The organism is Acetobacter sp. DsW_54 (assembly GCF_002153575.1).
GTDB lineage: Bacteria > Pseudomonadota > Alphaproteobacteria > Acetobacterales > Acetobacteraceae > Acetobacter > Acetobacter fabarum.
The window spans coordinates 61,516-78,208 of record NZ_JOPD01000012.1 but is presented as its reverse complement, the minus strand read 5'-3'; the positions used below and the strand labels follow the sequence as shown (position 1 = coordinate 78,208).

Annotated in this window: 16 protein-coding genes; 9 read left to right on the top strand and 7 right to left on the bottom strand. The window is 59.4% G+C overall.

Annotation, left to right across the window (positions count from 1 at the left end):
* Positions 1-62 precede the first annotated feature (62 nt).
* The 7 genes from dnaJ (at position 63) to HK20_RS06690 (ending at position 6,965) form a co-directional block, all read left to right on the top strand.
* On the top strand, positions 63-1,199 hold the full coding sequence (dnaJ, locus tag HK20_RS06720; RefSeq protein WP_086646316.1) for a molecular chaperone DnaJ: 1,137 nt from the start codon (positions 63-65) through the stop codon (positions 1,197-1,199).
* 5 nt (positions 1,200-1,204) lie between these two features.
* Positions 1,205-1,984 (top strand): 4-hydroxy-tetrahydrodipicolinate reductase, encoded by a 780-nt coding sequence (gene dapB, locus HK20_RS06715; RefSeq protein ID WP_086646315.1) that lies wholly within the window; start codon positions 1,205-1,207, stop codon positions 1,982-1,984.
* A 188-nt stretch (positions 1,985-2,172) separates the two neighbouring features.
* On the top strand, positions 2,173-3,360 hold the full coding sequence (gene metK / locus HK20_RS06710; RefSeq protein WP_086646314.1) for a methionine adenosyltransferase: 1,188 nt from the start codon (positions 2,173-2,175) through the stop codon (positions 3,358-3,360).
* An 18-nt stretch (positions 3,361-3,378) separates the two neighbouring features.
* Positions 3,379-4,116, top strand: coding sequence for a tRNA (guanosine(46)-N(7))-methyltransferase TrmB (locus tag HK20_RS06705; RefSeq protein ID WP_086646313.1), 738 nt, complete (start codon positions 3,379-3,381; stop codon positions 4,114-4,116).
* Positions 4,117-4,211: 95 nt separating this feature from the next.
* Positions 4,212-5,789 carry a bifunctional phosphoribosylaminoimidazolecarboxamide formyltransferase/IMP cyclohydrolase gene (gene purH / locus HK20_RS06700; protein WP_086646312.1) on the top strand — a complete coding sequence of 526 codons (1,578 nt, stop codon included), beginning with the start codon at positions 4,212-4,214 and terminating at the stop codon, positions 5,787-5,789.
* 136 nt (positions 5,790-5,925) lie between these two features.
* Positions 5,926-6,666, top strand: a complete 741-nt coding sequence (locus HK20_RS06695) for an OB-fold nucleic acid binding domain-containing protein (protein ID WP_233129110.1) — start codon at positions 5,926-5,928, stop codon at positions 6,664-6,666.
* A gap of 122 nt (positions 6,667-6,788) precedes the next feature.
* A complete protein-coding gene (locus HK20_RS06690) occupies positions 6,789-6,965 on the top strand; it encodes a DUF1328 domain-containing protein (RefSeq protein WP_086646310.1) in 177 nt (58 codons plus the stop codon).
* 103 nt (positions 6,966-7,068) lie between these two features.
* Here the strand turns inward: HK20_RS06690 and glyS are convergent, their stop codons facing one another.
* Both glyS and HK20_RS06680 read right to left on the bottom strand, forming a co-directional pair.
* Positions 7,069-9,129, bottom strand: a complete 2,061-nt coding sequence (gene glyS / locus HK20_RS06685; RefSeq protein ID WP_086646309.1) for a glycine--tRNA ligase subunit beta — start codon at positions 9,127-9,129, stop codon at positions 7,069-7,071.
* Positions 9,130-9,133: 4 nt separating this feature from the next.
* On the bottom strand, positions 9,134-10,018 hold the full coding sequence (locus tag HK20_RS06680; protein ID WP_086646404.1) for a glycine--tRNA ligase subunit alpha: 885 nt from the start codon (positions 10,016-10,018) through the stop codon (positions 9,134-9,136).
* Positions 10,019-10,251: 233 nt separating this feature from the next.
* On the opposite strand from HK20_RS06680, the gene HK20_RS06675 reads away from it, so the two are divergent.
* Positions 10,252-11,010: a DUF2076 domain-containing protein gene (locus tag HK20_RS06675; protein WP_086646308.1), complete on the top strand. Its 759-nt coding sequence runs from the start codon at positions 10,252-10,254 to the stop codon at positions 11,008-11,010.
* 92 nt (positions 11,011-11,102) lie between these two features.
* Here the strand turns inward: HK20_RS06675 and HK20_RS06670 are convergent, their stop codons facing one another.
* The 4 genes from HK20_RS06670 to HK20_RS06655 form a co-directional block, all read right to left on the bottom strand.
* Complete coding sequence (locus HK20_RS06670; RefSeq protein WP_086646307.1) at positions 11,103-11,615, bottom strand: helix-turn-helix domain-containing protein; 513 nt, start codon at positions 11,613-11,615, stop codon at positions 11,103-11,105.
* A gap of 136 nt (positions 11,616-11,751) precedes the next feature.
* Complete coding sequence (lnt, locus tag HK20_RS06665; RefSeq protein WP_233129109.1) at positions 11,752-13,431, bottom strand: apolipoprotein N-acyltransferase; 1,680 nt, start codon at positions 13,429-13,431, stop codon at positions 11,752-11,754.
* Positions 13,432-13,517: 86 nt separating this feature from the next.
* On the bottom strand, positions 13,518-14,363 hold the full coding sequence (locus HK20_RS06660; protein ID WP_086646305.1) for a GNAT family N-acetyltransferase: 846 nt from the start codon (positions 14,361-14,363) through the stop codon (positions 13,518-13,520).
* Positions 14,360-14,854 (bottom strand): Fur family transcriptional regulator, encoded by a 495-nt coding sequence (locus HK20_RS06655; protein WP_086646304.1) that lies wholly within the window; start codon positions 14,852-14,854, stop codon positions 14,360-14,362. Before HK20_RS06655 ends, HK20_RS06660 begins: the two co-directional genes overlap by 4 nt.
* A gap of 161 nt (positions 14,855-15,015) precedes the next feature.
* Here HK20_RS06655 and HK20_RS06650 point away from each other — a divergent pair, with 161 nt between their 5' ends.
* Positions 15,016-15,300 (top strand): sulfurtransferase TusA family protein, encoded by a 285-nt coding sequence (locus HK20_RS06650; protein WP_086646303.1) that lies wholly within the window; start codon positions 15,016-15,018, stop codon positions 15,298-15,300.
* Between the two features lie 63 nt (positions 15,301-15,363).
* On the opposite strand, the gene rho is transcribed toward HK20_RS06650, so the two are convergent.
* Positions 15,364-16,665 (bottom strand): transcription termination factor Rho, encoded by a 1,302-nt coding sequence (gene rho / locus HK20_RS06645; RefSeq protein ID WP_086646302.1) that lies wholly within the window; start codon positions 16,663-16,665, stop codon positions 15,364-15,366.
* Positions 16,666-16,693 lie beyond the last annotated feature (28 nt).

Below are 16,693 nucleotides of genomic sequence, written 5' to 3'. Positions count from 1 at the left end.
TTACATTTTACATTCTGGACAGATGCTGTGCTCATGCAAGAGGCAGCCCCAAGAGGACTTTCATGGCTACTCAGCTTGATTACTACGAAATTCTTGAGGTAACCCGCACGGCCTCTGCCGAGGAAATTAAAAAATCCTATCGCAAGATGGCCATGAAGTTTCATCCCGACCGGAACCCGGGGGATGATGCAGCGGAAGCCAAGTTCAAGGAAATCAATCAGGCTTACGATGTGCTCAAGGACGAGCAGAAGCGCGCCGCCTACGACCGCTTTGGCCATGCTGCGTTTGAAGGGGGGGGGGCTGGCCCCGGCGGGTTCGACTTTAACGGATTTGGTGGCGGCGGTCTGGGCGATATTTTTGAGCAGATGTTCGGGGACATGATGGGCCGCCGTGGTGGGCAGGCCCGCAGTGGGAACGACATCCAGACCCATGTTGAAATCACGCTCGAAGAAGCATTTGCAGGCGTTGAAAAGGACGTGCGGGTTATTACCCGTGTTGCCTGTGATACCTGCCATGGCACGGGTTCCAACAGTGGTGCCGCCGGGGTGGAAACCTGCCCAAGCTGCCATGGGGCGGGCAAGGTGCGTGCCCAGCAGGGCTTTTTTGTGGTGGAACGGGCCTGCCCGACCTGCCATGGCGCGGGCCGCATGGTCAAGGACCCCTGCAAAGCCTGCCGTGGGGAAGGAACTGTGGAGCAGGAACGTACCATAAAGGTGCAGATCCCCGCAGGTGTCGAGGACGGAACCCGCATCCGCCTGACAGGCGAGGGAGAAGCCGGTGGCAATGGTGTGCCGCCGGGTGACCTGTATGTGCATGTTTCCGTTTCCGAGCACTCCATTTTCCAGCGCGATGGTGCCAACGTGTATTGCCGCGTGCCCCTGCGTATGGCGCAGGCCGCTTTGGGGACCGAAATAGAAGTGCCGGTTATTGATGGTAGCCGCACCATTGTTAAAATCCCGGCAGGCACACAGACCGGCGCGCATTTCCGCCTGCGGGGCAAGGGCTTCTCGGTCCTGCGGTCCAGTGCGCGGGGGGATATGTATATTCAGGTCACGGTGGAAACACCGCAGGTGCTGACCAAGCGCCAGCGTGAACTGCTTGAAGAATTTGAGAAAGAAGCGGGCGAGGACATCAAACACAGCCCCGAGCACACAGGCTTCTTCCGCCGCGTGCGTGATTTTTTTGAAGGATCGGAATAACACACATGCGCATTGGTATTGCAGGGATTACAGGCCGCGTAGGGCGTTTGCTGGTTGAGGAAGTGCTGGCAGCCGGGGCGATCGTAGCCGGTGGCACCACCCGTTCGCCCGAGCAGGCCGCGGGCCTGCCTGCGGGTATTCCGCTGTTTACAACCATGTCCGCACTGGCAAAGGAATGCGAGGTTGTGATCGACTTCACGCATGCCGATACGGTTGCGTCGAGTGCGCAGGCGCTGGTTGGTACGGGGGTGGCTTGGGTGCTGGGCACAACGGGCCTTTCCGCACAGCAGAACCAGGCGCTGCGGGATGCTGCGGGTGACATCACCATTGTGCATGCTGCCAACTTTTCCCCCGGTGTCACGCTGGTGCGCCGCCTTGCCCAGATGATGGGGCAGGCCTTGCCAGCAGACTCCTACGATGCGGAAATTGTGGAAATGCATCATAGGCAGAAGGTGGATGCGCCTTCTGGCACAGCACTTGCCATTGGTCAGGCTGTGGCTCTTGGCCGTGGGGTGGCGCTGGAAGACGTGCGTGAAAGCGGGCGTGATGGCCTGACAGGCCCCCGCAAACCCGGTGCCATTGGCTTTGCCGCCCTGCGTGGTGGGCAGATTGTGGGGGAACATGACGTTCTTTTCACATCCGCGGATGAGCAGATTACCCTGTCGCACCGGGCTTTTGACCGGCGTATTTTTGCCACGGGTGCAGTACGCGCCGCATTGTGGGCAAAAGGGCGGGAAGCAGGGCTTTACAGCATGGAAGACGTACTGGGCCTGCCCCCGTTGTAAGGGCCAAAGCAGGCGGCATGGGGCGTGCCCCGCGTCTGGCGCAGGGCTGAAAACAGGGGCTTGTCTTTTGCGCTGGTGGCGTATGGCTCTTGACCATTACTTTCTATGCCGCCATAGGATGCCGTCCCCTTTTTTGGGGATGGTTACCTGTTTTCTTTTTTCACTGGCGTGGGGCGAACGGCACCATCATGCGTAAAGACGGCGATTTTCTGTTTACTTCGGAATCAGTTTCCGAAGGTCATCCCGATAAAGTTGCTGACCGGATCAGCGATACCGTTCTGGACGCGTATCTGGCGGCAGACCCCGAAGCGCGCGTAGCGTGTGAAACGCTGGTAACGACCAACCGTATCGTTCTGGCTGGTGAAGTGCGTGGCCCCGAGTCCGTAACCTCCGAGCAGCTGATCCATCTGGCTCGTGAAGCTGTTAAGGATATTGGGTACGATCAGGCCGGCTTCTCCTGGCGTCATGCCGAAGCTTCCAACTACCTGCATGCTCAGTCTGCTGACATTGCCGTTGGTGTGGACAGCACATCGGACAAGGACGAAGGTGCAGGCGATCAGGGCATCATGTTCGGTTATGCTTCTAACGAGACAGACACCCTCATGCCTGCGCCGCTGTATTATGCGCACCGCATCCTGCACACCATCCGTGACCTGCGTCGCGCTGGTGATGAGCGCGTTGCAGGCCTCCAGCCCGATGCCAAAAGCCAGGTGACCCTGCGTTACGTCAACGGTCGTCCGGTTGGTGCCACTTCTGTTGTGATCTCCACACAGCATGATGAAGGTGCGGACCAGAAAATTCTGCGCGATCGTCTGCTGGACGTAACCCGCAGCGTGCTGCCCGAAGGCTGGATGCCGCCTGAAAGCGAATTCTACGCCAACCCGACCGGCGTGTTCGTTATCGGTGGCCCCGATGGGGACTGTGGCCTGACGGGTCGTAAGATCATTGTGGACACCTACGGCGGTGCAGCCCCCCATGGTGGTGGTGCATTCTCCGGTAAAGACCCGACCAAGGTTGACCGTTCCGCAGCTTATGCCTGCCGTTACCTTGCCAAGAACGTTGTGGCTGCTGGTCTGGCAGACCGCTGCACCATCCAGCTTTCCTACGCTATTGGCGTGTCTCATCCGCTGTCCGTTTACGTGGACCTGGATGAAAGCGGCAAGGATGTGGATGAAGCCCGTCTGGGTGAAATCCTGCGTGAAGTCATGGACCTGACGCCGCGCGGTATTCGCAAGCACCTGCGCCTGAACCGTCCGATCTATGCGACCACATCTGCTTATGGTCACTTTGGCCGTACGCCGGATGACAAGCTGGATACCTTTACATGGGAACGCACCGATCTGGTGGATGCCCTGCGCAGCGCCCTGAAGCGCTGATATAAAGGTAGCGAGTTCATGACGGAGGCAAAAGGTCAGGCCATTGCTGGCCAGCCCGAAGCAGTGGATGTAAAACCCCCGCCGGAAAGGCTGTATGGTCGCCAGCGTGGGCATCCGCTCCGCCCCCGTCAGGAACGCCTGCTGGACGAAACGCTGCCACGCCTGCGGTTTCCGCTGGATAAGGCAGCGGACCCAGCCTCTGTTTTTGGCCATGCGCCACAACAGATCTGGTTCGAGGTCGGCTTTGGTGGGGGCGAGCATGTGCTGGCCCAGACCAAAGCACACCCCGAAGTTGGCTATATAGCCTCCGAAGTTTTTCATAACGGTCTGTGTTCGCTGCTGAACAAGCTTGTGCCTGTTGAGCAGGAAGCCACCGCCCCGCTGCCGGATATGCTCCGCCTGTGGGATGATGATGCGCGTCTGGTGCTGCGGGCCCTGCCCGATGCCAGTCTGGACCGGCTGTTCCTGATGTTCCCTGACCCGTGGCCCAAGGCCCGGCATGCCAAACGCCGGTTTGTGCATCCGCAGAATGTGGAACTCTGTGCCCGTGTGCTCAAACCCGGTGCTGTCTGGCGCGTCGCCAGTGACGACCCGACCTATCAGGCCTGGGTGCAGGAGGTCATGTCCGCACAGCCGTATTTTGAGGCACCACCCCCGGCGACCATCCGCCCCGATGGCTGGTTCCCCACCCGGTATGAGGCCAAGGCCATAGCCGCAGGTCGTCAGCCACTTTACTGGACGTTTATCCGCCGTTAGGCGGTGTCCATCTTCTTTGTTCCGGCTGGTTGCCTCTGCGCGGCATGTTGGCTAATCAGCCGCATTACGTTTTTTGCCGTGCGAAAGGTCCACCCATGAGCCAGACGACGCTTCCTATCCGTCGCGCCCTTATTTCCGTATCCGACAAAGCCGGTCTGCTTGATCTGGCCCGGGCCCTTGTGGCGCAGGGGGCGGAAATCCTGTCCACGGGCGGTTCCGCCAAAGCCCTGCGTGATGCTGGCGTGCCTGTTACGGAAGTGTCGGATTATACGGGGTTCCCCGAAATTCTGGATGGCCGCGTTAAAACGCTGGTACCCAAAATTCATGGGGGTATCCTTGGTCGCCGTGACCTGCCCGCGCATGTCGAGCAGATGAAAGAGCACGGCATTGGCCCGATTGATCTGGTTGCCGTGAACCTCTACCCGTTTGAAAAAACGGTTGCATCGGGCGCCGATGCCGAAACCTGCATTGAAAATATTGATATTGGTGGCCCGGCCCTTATCCGTGCAGCCGCCAAAAACCACGCGCATGTGGTGGTACTGACCGATCCGGCCCAGTACGAAGGGCTGATTGATGCGCTGGGCGATGGTGGCACCACGCTGGACATGCGCCGCTTTTATGCTGGTGCAGCCTATGCTCGCACGGCTGCGTATGATGCGGCTATTGCGGCATGGTTTGCCGCGCAGGCGCAGGATGCGTTCCCCGAACGGTTTGCTCTGGCTGGCCAGCGGGCTGAAATCCTGCGTTATGGTGAAAACCCCCACCAGCAGGCAGCCTTTTACCGCGATGGCAGCACCCGCCCCGGTGTAGCCACGGCCGTACAGGTGCAGGGCAAGGCGCTGTCTTACAACAACATCAACGATACAGATGCCGCGTTTGAGGCTGTTGCCGAGTTTGATGCCCCGGCTGTGGTCATTGTCAAACACGCCAATCCCTGCGGTGTTGCCGTTGCAGACACGCTGACCTCGGCGTGGGATCAGGCCCTGCGGTGTGACCCGGTTTCTGCCTTTGGGGGTATTGTCGCCCTGAACCGTCCGCTGGATGCGGTCACGGCGGAAAAAATTTCCACCATCTTTACCGAAGTCATTGTCGCCCCCGATGCTGCGGACGATGCAAAGGCCCTGCTGGCACGCAAAAAGAACCTGCGCCTGCTGCTGACCGGTGGCCTGCCTGACCCCACCGCTGCTGGTACGGTTGTGCGCTCGGTTGCCGGGGGCTTTCTGGCCCAGACGCGCGATAACGGACGGATTGCTCCCGAAGCGCTGAAGGTTGTCACCAAGCGCGTTCCCACGGAACAGGAAATGCAGGACCTGATCTTTGCCTTCCGGGTGGCAAAGCATGTCAAGTCCAACGCCATTGTGTACGCCAAGGATTGCGCCACGGTGGGCATTGGTGCCGGGCAGATGAGCCGCGTGGACTCCGCCCGCATTGCTGCCAGCAAAAGTGGGGAAGCCGCCAAGGCTGCTGGCCAGTCCACCCCTCTGACGCAGGGTTCCGTTGCTGCCTCCGATGCGTTCTTCCCCTTTGCGGATGGGCTGGAAACCATTGTGGCTGCCGGTGCGACAGCCGTTATACAGCCCGGCGGGTCCATCCGTGATGATGAGGTGATTGCCGCCGCCGATGCCGCAGGCATTGCCATGGTGTTTACTGGTATGCGTCATTTCCGCCACTGACGCGCTATTCCCGCTCTTGCGGGAATAGGCCTTCATGGCAGAGTATGCATACGAGTCTCACGCATTGCCGCGTTCTGCCCCGGTGGGGCAGGGCGCGCCTGTCCTTAGTGGTTGTTTCATGCGCTCTTTGCTTAGTTTGTCTGGTTTGATTCTGGCGTCTTCTGTTGCGGTGGCAGCCCCTGCACATAAGGAGGCGTCCCCCCACGGCACCACCTTTGCCTCCAGGCAGACCGCAACGGAAAAGCAGGCCACAGGCGTATATGACCTGTCCGTGCTGCCGGTGTTTACGGGGAGCGTGGTGCAGTTTCTGCCAGCACCCCACGGCGGCATTGTCGGTTTTGTGCTTGATGATGGCACGCAGGTTTTTGTCTCACCCGAACAGGCCCATACCTTTGCTGGCCTGATCAAGGTTGGGGACAAGGTGGATATTCGCGGTATCAAGGGGCAGATCCTGCCGATTATCCGTGCCTTTAGCGTGGCAAGCCCGCGTGGGCGCACGGTGCAGGACAGCTTTATTGAAATGCCGTTGCACTCCCCCGAAATGATAGCCGGGCCAGACCTTGTGCTGCATGGTGAGGTCTGGATGCCGCTGTATGATGCAGGCGGCCACCTGACGGGTGCCGTGCTCAAGGATCATTCGGTTATCTATCTGTCTCCGCGTGAGGCCGCGCGGGTTTCTGGCCTGCTTAAGGCCGGGCAGACGCTCTATGCTGTGGGTGGTGGCAGTAGTGGTGATCTGGGCATTGCCATTGACGCGCGTGAGATTGGACCTGCAGCGGATAAGCTGATCGGCATTGCCGTGGGCAATGTACCCCCGCCCGGCCCTGCTCCGGGGTCTCCGGGTTATGATCTTATTCCCGGGGCGGATGAGCACTAAGCCATCGAACACAAAGTGTCATGCCACAATGGCGACTACAGAACCGTGGTCGCCATTTTGCGTTAAGCCCCTATGGAAGCATGGAACATGCATGGCATGGACATGGACGAAGGGAGGCCAGAATGGCGTTGATACGGTGGATTATTGTTTTTCTTATTTTTGCTCTGCTGGCATCCCTGTTCGGATTTAATGGTGCGGCCTCGGGGTTCTCGGAAATTGCCAAGGTTCTGCTGTTCGTCTTTGTGGTGCTGCTGATCATCAGCCTGTTTTTTGGTGGTCGTTCGCGCTCGGGGCCGTAAAAAACAGACAGGGCCTGCACGATCTGGTCGTGCAGGCCCTGCAAAAGGCGGAATACCCATGTGTGTATGCCCCCACCTTCCGGCATGGAAGGTGGGGTGTTTTTTAGCCTTCGATCTGGCTGAAGTCGGCAATCAGGCGCATCATACGCACAAGGCGGGACAGGAGTTTGAGCCTGTTCAGGCGGAGTGCGGCATCTGGCGCGTTAACGGTGACATCTTCAAAAAAACGGTCAAGGGGCTGGCGCAGGCTGGCTGCGGCCCGCATGGCATCGGCAAAGTGCTCGGCTGCAAAAGCCTGTTCCACGGCGGGTTCAACTGTTTGTAGCGTTGCATAAAGGGCGCGTTCCTCGTCCTGCTCAAACAGGGTGGGGTCGGGCATGCCTTCATGCGGGCCGTCTTTTTTGTCCTCAATCCGCAGGATATTGGCGGCACGGCGGGTGGCGGCCAGCAGGTTCTGGCCGTCCTCGGTTTCCAGCATGGTCTGCAATGCCTGTGCGCGGGCGAGCAGACGCACGATGTCCGTGTCTTCATTATCGACCGAAATCGCGGCAAGGCAATCATGTCGTGCCCCTTCGGTGCGGACCTGTACGCGCAGGCGCTCGGCAATAAACTGGGGCAGCAGGGCCAGATCCGGTGCAGTGCGCAGGGGTTCGGGCAGGGCTTCTGCCGCCAGCGTGAACAGTTTAACCAGATCCAGCCGCAACCCGTTTTCACGGATCAGGCGGATAATGCCAAGGGCTGCGCGGCGCAGGCCAAACGGATCACCCGAGCCGGATGGTTTTTCGCCAGCGGCAAAAAAGGCCGTCAGCATGTCAAACCGGTCTGCCAGACCCAGCACGACGGAAACCGGGGCTACCGGCACCTCGTCCCCCGGGCCACGCGGTGTGTAGTGCTCGCTAATGGCCTGTGCCACTTCGGGCTGTTCGCCATCATGGCGGGCATAATAACCACCCATGACACCCTGAAGCTCGGGGAACTCCCCAACCATGCCGGTTGTCAGGTCGGTTTTGCTCAACTCGGCAGCGCGTTCACACAACGCGGCAGGGGCGCCAACCATGTCTGCCAGAATAGCCGCAAGGCGTACCATACGGCGGGTACGCTCCCCCTGCGAGCCCAGCTTGGCATGGAAGGTGATGGTGTTCAGCCCTTCCACGCGGGAGGCAAGGCTTTGCTTGCGGTCGAGGTTCCAGAAGTGCCGGGCATCGGCAAAGCGGGCGCGCAGCACGCGCTCATTCCCGCTGACAACCAGAGAGCCATCATCTGTGGGAATGATGTTGGCGACAAAGGCAAAGCGCGGTGCCGCCGAGCCATCGCTGTTGCGTAGGGCAAAATAGCGCTGGTTGACGCGCATGGACACCTGCATGACCTCGGGCGGGAGGTCCATGAAGATCGGGTCGATCTGCCCTAGGAAGGGAACAGGCCATTCGACCAGCCCGGAGACTTCATCCACCAGCCCGGCATCGGGCACAATGCTCAGCCCTTCGGCCTGTGCCAGTGCATTCAGCCCCGTGGTAATGGCTTCACGGCGTTCGGCGGCATGCACCATCACATGGCGTTCATGCAGGCCCTGCTGCCATTGTGCGGCACTGGTTACGTCCATAACACCGGGGTTGAGGAAGCGATGCCCCTCGGTCTGGTTGGAAGCGCTCAGGTTGTGGCCGTTATCGTCTGCCGTAGCCATGGAAAATGGTACGATCTGGCCGTCCAGCAGGCAGACAATCCGCCGCAGGGGGCGGACCCATGTCATGGTGCTGCCAGCACCCCAACGCATGGATTTAGGCCAGGGGAAGCGGCGCAGCAGGTCGGGCATAATGGCGGCAATATGCGCAGCGGCCCCAATAGGGGCTTCCTCACGCTCGAGCACCCAGAACCCGTTCTGCAGGGTCAGGGCGTCCTTGCTCACGCCATGTTTGCGGGTAAAGCCTTCCAGTGCTTTTTCTGGTGCGTTCTCACGCGGGCCACGTTCGGAAACGGTGCGGCCGGGCACCATGGCATCCAGGTTGAGGGAGGCGGCAATCCGGCGGGGGCCGGTATAGCTTCTGGCATCCACAGGGTTGAGCGGGGCCAGCGCCTCGCCCAGCAGGCGGAGCAGGTTTTCGCCGGCCTGCTGCTGCATGCGGGCGGGGATTTCTTCTGAAAAAAGTTCAATCAGCAATTCGGGCATGGTCTTATTTGTCCTCGCCTGCCAGCCAGGTTTCGCAACACAGTTTTGCCAGTGTGCGCACCCGGCCAATATAGGCCGCGCGTTCGCTTACGCTGATGACGCCGCGGGCATCAAGCAGGTTGAACAGATGGCTGGCCTTAAGGCACTGGTCATAAGCAGGCTGGGCAACGCCTGCCTCGGCCAGTGCAACACTTTCCTTTTCCGCATCGCTAAAGTGCTGGAAAAGGCGTTCCGTGTTGGCCAGTTCAAAATTATGGCGTGAGTAATCCTGCTCGGCCCGCAGGAACACATCGCCGTAGGTCAGGCCTGCGCCATTGTAGTCGAGGTCGTACACGTTTTCCACGCCTTGCACATACATGGCCAGGCGTTCCAGCCCGTATGTCAGCTCCGTGGAGGGCAGGGTTACGGGAATACCGCCAACCTGCTGGAAATAGGTGAACTGCGTGACCTCCATGCCATCGCACCACACTTCCCAGCCCAGGCCCCATGCGCCAATGGTCGGGTTTTCCCAGTCATCTTCCACAAAGCGGATATCGTGCTTGTCGGGGTCAATCCCGATGGCACGGTAGCTGTCCAGCAGCAGTTTCTGGCTTTCTTCGGGAGTGGGTTTAAGTAGGACCTGATACTGGTAGTAATGCTGGAGGCGGTTGGGGTTTTCCCCGTACCGTCCATCGGACGGGCGGCGGCAGGGCTGCACGTAGGCGGCCTTCCAGGGTTTGCTCCCCAAAGCCCGCAGCGTTGTGTGGGGGGAAAGTGTGCCTGCACCTATTTCCTGATCATAGGGCTGGAGAATGGCGCACCCCTGTTTTGACCAGAACTGGTGCAGGGTCAGGATAAGGTCCTGAAAGGAGAGGGGCCGCTCTGTGGGGCGGGGAGACGCCGGGTCCATGGTATGGATGAAACTCCGCAATATGACGGTCAGGTTGAATGTGCGCAGGGCACGCGTGGCCACACCATACAGCCCCACGCGCCAGACCGGAAGAGAAGGCAGGCCTTATGGCAGGGTTTCCTTTGTGGGGGTCTCTCTTGTAACAGGCTTGTGGGCGCGCCACATCTTGGCCAGAGTGTTCTGGCACAAAGCTCTGGTGCTGTAATTGGCCCGGCAGGGCGGGAAGGTATGGAATGACAAACGAAGAACGCGACCTTATTGAAAAATTTATGGCCCGTGTTGGTGGAGCCGCCCAGAATGGCTTTGGCAGCGTACCCGCAAGCCAGCCCAACCTGCCCGCGATTGACCCACAGGCAGACCAGTTTATCGCGCAGGAATTCCAGAAATACCCAGAAGCCCGCTACCGCGTGACCCAGATGGCCGTGGTGCAGGAAGCCGCACTGGTGCAGGCGCAGAATCGGATCCAGCAGCTTCAGTTCCAGCTTCAGCAGGCGCAGCAGGCCTTGCAGGCGGCACAGCAGCAGAGCAATGCCGGGCAGCAGAAGTCTGGCGGGTTTTTTGGTGGCCTGTTTGGTGGCGGGCAGTCTGCCCAGCCGCAGTCCGCACCGCCTCCGGGCTGGGGTGGGCGTCCGGCTATGCCGCCGCAGTATCAGCCGCAGCCTATGCCTTATGGCATGCAGCCTTCTGCGTTCTCGGGTGGGTCAGGCTTTTTGGGCAGCGCGCTGACAACAGCCACAGGTGTTGCCGGGGGCATGCTGGCGGCCAATGCACTCACCAGCCTGTTTAGCGGCCACCATGATGGCGGTATGGGCGATGGTGGCATGGGTGGCGCAACCACCAACGAAACCATTGTGAACAATTACGGCGATACAGGCGCAGACCCCTTTGCAGGCGCTGGCGTGCAGGCTGATCAGGGCTTTGATGCCGGTGGTGGCGATTGGGGCGGAGATGCTGGTGGAGACTGGGGCGGTGGTGACGATCAGAGCTTCTGATCCCCGGTTTTTCTAACCACACAAACCAGACAGGGGGCGGTGCGCAGGCATCGCCCTTTTTTTGTGTGCGGAGCTGCCGGTAAGCTCTGCGGTTAGCCCGAAGTGTTGGGTCGGGCCATGGACTGGATGAGGTCCAGCATTTTCTGCCGCAAGGCTTTGTCGGGGATCTGGTAATAGGCCCGTACCAGATCGAGTGTTTCTTTTCTGGCCAGCAGGTCCTGCTCGTCCGCCATGGCCTGTGTGGTGGGGGTAGGTGGAACAGGGGCAGATAGGGGAGGGGGCGCACCAAAAGGCTTGCGTGTTTCGGCAAATCCTGTGGTGGTTATGCCGGTGGCCGGGTTGAGCATATCATCAAAAAAGAAGCTGATCGGCACGTCCAGCGCAGTTGCAATATCGTACAGCCGGGAAGCCCCAACCCTGTTGGTGCCCCGTTCGTATTTTTGGATCTGCTGGAAAGTAACCCCAAGTGCTTCGCCCAGCTTTTCCTGCGATAGCCCCAGTAATGTCCTGCGTAGCCGAATACGTTTGCCAACATGGGCATCTATTGTTTCGGCATGCGTGGATATCGTGGAGGCTGGATCCGTCAAAGGCTCGGTTTTGCTCACGACTGGATTTTTTCCCGCGGCTGTAAAGGCTGGAACAAGATGACGGATAACATGTAATCTTAACGTTTCATAAAGGAAAATTGGGAACGTTCGAGAAAAGCATGAAATACTGCCGCCATAACAATGCCTGCCTGTTTTAAAGCTGTGTTTTACTGTTGGGAGGACTGGTCGCGTGCTGGTGATCGCGGCGGGGCAGGCAGGCCAATACTAGCACCATAACACATAGGCCCAGCGGAATGGACTGTCCCATCCTGCCAAACAAGGTTGGCGGAAGTGAGGCAGGGAGTGCCACAGTCAGCACGCCCGCCTTACCCCATTCCAGATGGTCCAGCATATGGCCCATACCGTCATAGGCGGTGGAAATACCGGTATTGGCAGCGCGGGCCACAGGAAGCCCTTCCTCCACAGCCCGTAAACGCACGGAGGACAGGTGCTGGCGCGGGCCTGCACTATTACCAAACCAGGCATCGTTCGTTACGTTTGCCAGCCACCGGGGGCGGTCATGCGCATTGACCACATCGCCCGAAAAAATAACCTCGTAGCATACAAGGGGGCCCACTGCGGGAATATCGGGCAGGTGCCATGTCTGTGGGCCGGGGCCTGCGGCCATACCGCCCTGGGGCACAATCTGCAGGGGAATGAAGGGGGGCTGATATTCACCAAACGGCACAAGCCGGGCCTTGTCATACACGGCTTCTATGCTGCCATCTGGTGCGAGTGCCATAACCGAGTTGCGGTAATGCCCTGCATCATCCATGCGGAGCGCACCAATAATGCCCGCATCGGCACCAACCGCCCATTCCATAATGGCCTGCCGCGCACGGGGGCTGTCCTGCAGCAGGTCATAACCGGGGAAAGCGGTTTCGGGCCAGAGGAACACAATGGGGCGGAACCGCTCACCTGGTTTGCGCTGTGTTGTCTGCAAGGCTTGTGCAGCCTGCACGCCCTGTGCGGTCAGATGCAGGTAGCGGGTAAAAATATCACGCGGGCTCTGCCTGCCTATTTTTTCGGATTCAGGGACATTGCCCTGCACAATGACGGCAATGGGACCGGGCTCGCTGGTGGGGTGCACGGTATAAAGCCGTAGAGTACCCGCTATGCACCACAGTAGCATAGCAGCAATGGAGCCTGCAAAAACACGCCTGCGTATGGCAGACGGCAGGGGGGCAGGGGCGTTATGGGTGCCAAGCAGCCGATCTGCCCAGCGGGCGAGCGGTGTCTGGTCCAGAAGGGCTGTCCCGCAGAGCAGGGCGAGTAGGACCAACGCAAGGGTCAGGCCATCTTCCCCCATCCACGCGGCAGGCTGGATCAGCAGCGTGCCTATGGGGCCGGGTATGGCAAGGCAGCTCCCCAATGCGTTCCATGTAAAACCACTGAAGATGAAGGTACGCCCCATATCAAACAGGGTCCACAGGGCGGCAAAGGCGCTCAGGCGGCGCAGGCCGGGGGGTAGTCGCGTGCATAATGCAGCAGGGACCGCCACAGTAGGGGCCAGAATGAGCGCGCAGCCAAGGGAGGGGAACGGTACAAACCACCAGAACTCATCTGCCCTGATCAGCACCGCATTGACCAGCCAGTACAGACCGGCGGCATAAAAACCAAACCCGAACAGGGCGCCTGTCCATGCGGCATGCCGCCAGTTCCGGGTCGTGTTGAGCCTTTGCCCAAGCAGCCCAAAGCCAAGGAGGAGGATTGGCAGAATATGGAGCGGTGGCAGTGCCAGCGTGGATATGCCACCAAGCCCCAGCATAAAGACGACAAAATAAAGAGTTTCCCGTTTTGGACAAAAGCGGGAAAACACGTTTTTTGAGGGCATGAGGGTGCTCATGGCACAGGCGGGCTGCCCGCCGGCCTGATGAATCCGTTAAAGATCAGGATGACGGGCAACTTGCCGTAAGTGGCTTAGTCCAGCGCATCGCGCAGGCGGCGTTCGTAATGACGGTAATATTTATCCGCCAGCAGTTCGCTCTTTACCAGAATGGCCACATCGGTGGTGTTGAACTGCGGGTCAATAACCGCGCCGTCCCCCACGTAGCCACCAAGGCGCAGATACCCTTTGATAAGGGGCGGAAGCCCCACAAGGCAGCGGCGTACATTCAGCGTATGCGGGTCCGTGCGCAGCATTTCCACGCGGCGGTTTTCCAGCGCACGCACGCGCAGGGCAGGGGGAGCCAGATGGTTGTGGTACAGATAGGTCAGCTCATCTGCAATCTGGTCCGGGTCCGTGCAGGGCAGGCTGGCGCAGCCAAACAGCAGGTCTATGCGGTGCAGGAAGATGTAGGAGGCAATACCCCGCCACAAAAGCTGCATGGCCGCCCGGCCACGGTAGTTTTTATCCACGCATGAACGCCCGACTTCCAGCAGGCGACCGGGGAATTCCTTGAGCGGGGTAATGTCGTATTCGTTGGAAGAATAGAAGCGCCCGATCTTCTGGGCCGCATCCCCCTGAACAAGGCGGTAGGTCCCCACAACACCGCGTGCATCCGAGGCAATGGCATTGTCGATGACCAGAAGGTGGTCGGCAACGCTGTCAAACTCGTCAATATCACGCTTCAGGCGCAGGGTTTCCGGGCTGGGGTGAGCGCCCATTTCCTCATAAAAAACGCGGTAGCGCAGGGCTTGTGCTGCGTCGCGTTCATCATCGGTTTCAGCAATGCGGACACTCAGGCTGCCGCCATGCAGTTCGGGAAAGCGTGAGCGATCCAGATCAAGCGTGGAAAGCCCGCCTGTGGTTTGTGTGGAACTCATGTCTGCTCTCCCTTGCGGCGTGAGCGGGGCGTTGTTTTGCCCGCGGAAGCACTGGCTGCGGACTGGCGTTTTTTACCAAACAGCTCCAGCCGCATGGAGACAAACTCGAATCCAAGCCGGTCTGCCACCTTCATCATGAAGGCCTCATGTTCGGGGTCTTCAAACTCGATCACTTTCCCGTTATCCACGTCGATCAGGTGATAATGGTGCCGACCATGTTCCGTTGCTTCGTACCGAGCACGTCCGCCGCCAAAGTCCCGGCGTTCCAGAATGCCTTTTTCCTCAAGCAGGCGCACCGTGCGATACACGGTTGCCACCGAAATGCGGGAGTCCAGCACAGCCGCGCGGCGGTACAGTTCTTCCACATCCGGGTGGTCGTCTGCTTCGGAAAGAACACGGGCGATAACGCGCCGTTGTCCGGTCATTTTCAGGCCGTGTTCGATACACAGCTGCTCAATCCGTGATTCTGCCGCTTGTACCTTCAAGGTCACAAACCCTGCCTAATGTTATCATCTCTGCGTTCGTCATTCAGGTAGCCGAAGTCAGAGGTGTTTGTCCAATTTTACACGATCATACAGTTTTTTTATGGTGTGTATGCCTGCCTGTATGATGCTGGCGTGTCATTTTTTCCCTCTGAAGGAGGAAAATCCGCATGAATGAGACCCTGATCCCGGGACAGGACGAGCCTGCCAGCACGGCGGTTCTGGATATTACGGGGGAAAAATGCCCCATGACCTTCGTACGCACCCGGCTGGCGCTGGATGTTCTGCCCCCCGGTGGCCTGCTGGCGGTGCGGCTGATGGGGGAGGAACCACACCGTAATGTCAGCCGCTCCGCGCGAGCACTCGGGCACGTTGTTCTGGCAGAAGCCCCCCAGCCGGATGGAAGTGTGGTGCTGACAATCCGCAAAAAAGAAGCCGCATCCGCTTCGGCCTGACAAAAACAGACACTCAGCAGATGCGGCCCGCCTGATACCGCTGGGCTTGGCCCTGTGGCTGGCCTAGTTGTTCATGGCTTCAAAGAAGTCATTGTTGGTTTTGCTGTATTTCAGCTTGTCGAGCAGGAAGTCCATGGCATCCATGGTGCCCATGGGCGCCAGAATCCGGCGCAGCACCCACATTTTGGACAGGGTTGCCCGGTCAACCAGCAGTTCTTCCTTACGTGTGCCGCTCTTGGTGATGTCAATGGCGGGGAAGGTGCGCTTGTCGGCCAGCTTGCGGTCAAGGACAAGTTCGGAGTTACCCGTGCCCTTGAACTCTTCAAAGATCACTTCGTCCATGCGGCTGCCGGTATCAATCAGGGCGGTGGCGATAATGGTCAGGGAGCCACCTTCCTCAATATTACGGGCCGCACCAAAGAAGCGCTTGGGCCGCTGCAGGGCGTTGGCGTCCACACCACCGGTCAGCACCTTGCCCGATGAGGGCACAACCGTGTTGTAGGCGCGGGCCAGACGGGTAATGGAATCGAGCAGGATCACCACATCGCGCTTGTGTTCCACAAGGCGTTTGGCTTTTTCCAGCACCATTTCGGTTACCTGCACATGGCGGTGGGCGGGTTCGTCAAAGGTAGAGGCAATGACTTCGCCGCGCACGGAGCGGGCCATGTCGGTCACTTCCTCGGGCCGTTCGTCAATGAGCAGCACAATCAGGAACACTTCGGGGTGGTTGGCCGAAATGGAAGAGGCAATGCTCTGGAGCATGACCGTTTTGCCCGAGCGTGGGGGCGCCACGATCAGGGCGCGCTGGCCCATGCCAATGGGGGATACCAGATCGATCACCCGCGGGGTGAAGTCCTTCTGGGAGCCCTTTTTGTTGTTTTTGTCGCCCTTGGGTTCAGGGGCAGTGGCCTGACTTTCCACTTCCATCTGGAGGCGGCGCTCGGGGTAGAGCGGGGTCAGGTTGTCAAAGTTGATCCGGTGGCGGACGGCATCGGGGGACTCAAAATTGATCGTGTTGATCTTGAGCATGGAGAAGTAGCGTTCGCCATCACGCGGGGCGCGAATCTGCCCTTCAACCGTGTCACCCGTGCGCAGGCCAAAACGGCGGACCTGTGTGGGGGAGATGTAAATATCATCCGGGCCGGGAAGGTAGTTGGATTCGGGCGCACGCAGGTATCCAAACCCGTCATGCATGATCTCAAGCGTGCCCTCGCCATAAATGGCCTGATCATTATCCGCCAGCGTTTTGAGGATGGCGAACATCATGTCCTGCTTGCGCAGGGAGGACGCGTTTTCGATATTCAGGTCTTCAGCGCAGGCCAGAAGGTCGGCTGGGGACTTGGCCTTGAGTTCCGCAAGATGCATCTAATAAATGCCCTGACTGGCAAGAGAA

Excerpts from the sequence above, each read along its gene's own strand:
- glyS (WP_086646309.1), bottom strand. The coding sequence starts at position 9,129 with ATGCCCGAATTGCTGATTGAACTTTTTTCAGAAGAAATCCCCGCCCGC.
- metK (WP_086646314.1), top strand. The coding sequence starts at position 2,173 with ATGCGTAAAGACGGCGATTTTCTGTTTACTTCGGAATCAGTTTCCGAA.
- HK20_RS06660 (WP_086646305.1), bottom strand. The coding sequence starts at position 14,363 with ATGAGTTCCACACAAACCACAGGCGGGCTTTCCACGCTTGATCTGGAT.
- dnaJ (WP_086646316.1), top strand. The coding sequence starts at position 63 with ATGGCTACTCAGCTTGATTACTACGAAATTCTTGAGGTAACCCGCACG.
- HK20_RS06690 (WP_086646310.1), top strand. The coding sequence starts at position 6,789 with ATGGCGTTGATACGGTGGATTATTGTTTTTCTTATTTTTGCTCTGCTG.
- HK20_RS06675 (WP_086646308.1), top strand. The coding sequence starts at position 10,252 with ATGACAAACGAAGAACGCGACCTTATTGAAAAATTTATGGCCCGTGTT.
- dapB (WP_086646315.1), top strand. The coding sequence starts at position 1,205 with ATGCGCATTGGTATTGCAGGGATTACAGGCCGCGTAGGGCGTTTGCTG.
- purH (WP_086646312.1), top strand. The coding sequence starts at position 4,212 with ATGAGCCAGACGACGCTTCCTATCCGTCGCGCCCTTATTTCCGTATCC.
- HK20_RS06705 (WP_086646313.1), top strand. The coding sequence starts at position 3,379 with ATGACGGAGGCAAAAGGTCAGGCCATTGCTGGCCAGCCCGAAGCAGTG.
- rho (WP_086646302.1), bottom strand. The coding sequence starts at position 16,665 with ATGCATCTTGCGGAACTCAAGGCCAAGTCCCCAGCCGACCTTCTGGCC.
- lnt (WP_233129109.1), bottom strand. The coding sequence starts at position 13,431 with ATGCCCTCAAAAAACGTGTTTTCCCGCTTTTGTCCAAAACGGGAAACT.
- HK20_RS06680 (WP_086646404.1), bottom strand. The coding sequence starts at position 10,018 with ATGGACCCGGCGTCTCCCCGCCCCACAGAGCGGCCCCTCTCCTTTCAG.
- HK20_RS06650 (WP_086646303.1), top strand. The coding sequence starts at position 15,016 with ATGAATGAGACCCTGATCCCGGGACAGGACGAGCCTGCCAGCACGGCG.